Raw genomic sequence first — 2,035 nt, forward strand, 5'->3', positions numbered from 1 at the left:
AACGCCGCAGCCTTAGCAAACGCCAATCTTTCCAAAGAAAGTTTGGATTGGTACAAGCAGATTTATGCCGATACAGCGCCAGACCGGGCCAAGGCAGCAGCTCTCAATGATCAGGTGTCAAACGCTAATCTTGAGGCGCTGAAGTCCAACACAGCCCTGTCCAACGACTACGCCGATTACGCCAAGACCACGTTCAGGCCGATGGAGCAGGCCATCGTGGCAGATGCCGCCAGCTTCAACACGGCAGGCAAGACCGCAGAGGCGGTCAGCAAGGCCCAAGCCGATGTCAATGCTGGCTTCAGCAACGCACAAGCGCAGCAGCAGAGGGCCATGTCGCGCATGGGGGTAAACCCAAGTGCAGGCCGGTCGATGGCGATGCAGAACCAGACCGGCATTGCGCAGGCCGCGGCTCTGGCGGGCGCATCAAACAAGGCGCGCACCGATACCGAGACGCTGGGTTATGCCCGCAAGATGGATGCGGCCAACCTGGGGCGCAACCTAGCCAGCAATCAGGCTACCAGTGCAGGTATTGCCATGAATGCAGGTAACAGCGCCGTGAACAACGCAGGGCAGACGTTGACGCAGGGCAGCGCGGCTGCGCAGCAGATGGGACAGGGCTTCACAACGGCAGGCAACCTGAACAAGAGTGCTGGTGATTTGTATGGGCAGGCAGCCAGCATCCAACAAGCAGCCAATAGCTCCAATATGGAAATGCTCGGCACGCTGGCCGGAGCTGGTATTACCAAGTGGTCTGACAAAAACAAAAAGAAGAACGTCAAGTCAATCACCGACGATCAAGCCCTGAAAGCCATCGAGAAAACACCCGTATCAACGTGGGACTACAAAGAAGGCGAGGGCGATGAAGGACATCATACTGGCCCAATGGCGCAAGAGGTTCAAAGGAACATGGGAGAACAGGCAGGTCCAGGCGGCAAGATGATCGACCTGATCACGCTCAACGGCATCAACATGGCCGCGATTGCTGCACTTTCCCGCAAAGTAGACAAGCTGGCCACGGCCAAAAAAGGAGCGTAACCATGGGATTTGCAGCAGGATTCAACTCGGGCGCAAATGCGGTCAATATGTACAACGCCCGCATCCAACAGGAAAAAGACAACGAGCGCAGGGCAAAGATCGACGCCCAGAGCGAGCAACTCCACGCCGCCAGGATGCAAGACATCATTGCCTCACAAGCTGCGCGCCAAGAGGATGCCGATTTCAAAACTGCAAACCGTGCTGCTGTGTCAGCAGGCAAGACAGACGGCGGCTACCAAGTCACCGACGCAGCCGGATCAAATGCCTTCACCAAAGATGCGGATGCCGCCGCTGTGCTGGGTGACATGGCTGCTGCCAAGAACGCAGACGTGCAGACCAACGATGCAACCCGCGTCAGCACCGGGCGCACAGGCGCCACGATGCAGGGAACGGTAGCAGGCAGCCAAGTATTCCAAGACCCGGCCAAAGCACAGGAGTTTGCCCAGACGCAAGTCATGGGCGATTGGGCCAAGCTGAAGGCGCGTCAGGCCGTGGCTGACGAATTCGGCAAGATGGAAGTGGCTGACGACATCCGCGCCAAGCTCTACAAGCTGGAGTCCGAAGGTGCTTTCAATGCCTACCGGCTGGCTGCAAACGGGGACTACGAAGGTGCCGCCAAGGTGTATCAGAGCACCGGGCAAAACCGGATGCCAGAAGGCTCGTTCTTCACCAGTGCCGAGGTTGAAGACCCAACCACCAAGATCAAACGTCGGGTGGTGAGTGTGATGGGCAAGGATGGAAAGCCAATTGTTCCCGACGTGGATCAGGCGCTGCGCACGTACTTGTCACCGAGCGATCGGTACAAGATGGAAAAGGACGACAAGCAGTTCACTGTTGATGAGCGCCGCATCACTGTTGCTGAAAAGGCAGCAGAGACACAAGCCAAGGCGCAGGCAGCCAATGAGCGAAAGATTGATGCTCTGGTGTCTGGCCGCATCGGGTCAGGATCGCAAAACGGTGCATCACCTGTTGCGCTGAAAGACCGGCGCGACTACCTATC

Annotated in this window: 2 protein-coding genes; both read left to right on the forward strand. The window is 57.5% G+C overall.

The features are described 5' to 3' along the window. A partial coding sequence (locus PHH40_04960; GenBank protein MDD2767073.1) for a tail fiber domain-containing protein occupies positions 1-1,035 on the forward strand: 1,035 nt, incomplete at its 5' end. Positions 1,036-1,082: 47 nt separating this feature from the next. Beyond that, positions 1,083-2,035, forward strand: a 953-nt coding sequence (locus PHH40_04965) for a hypothetical protein (GenBank protein ID MDD2767074.1), incomplete at its 3' end; no start/stop codon positions are given.

This window comes from Candidatus Moraniibacteriota bacterium (genome assembly GCA_028688415.1).
Taxonomy (GTDB): domain Bacteria; phylum Patescibacteriota; class Minisyncoccia; order Moranbacterales; family UBA1568; genus UBA1568.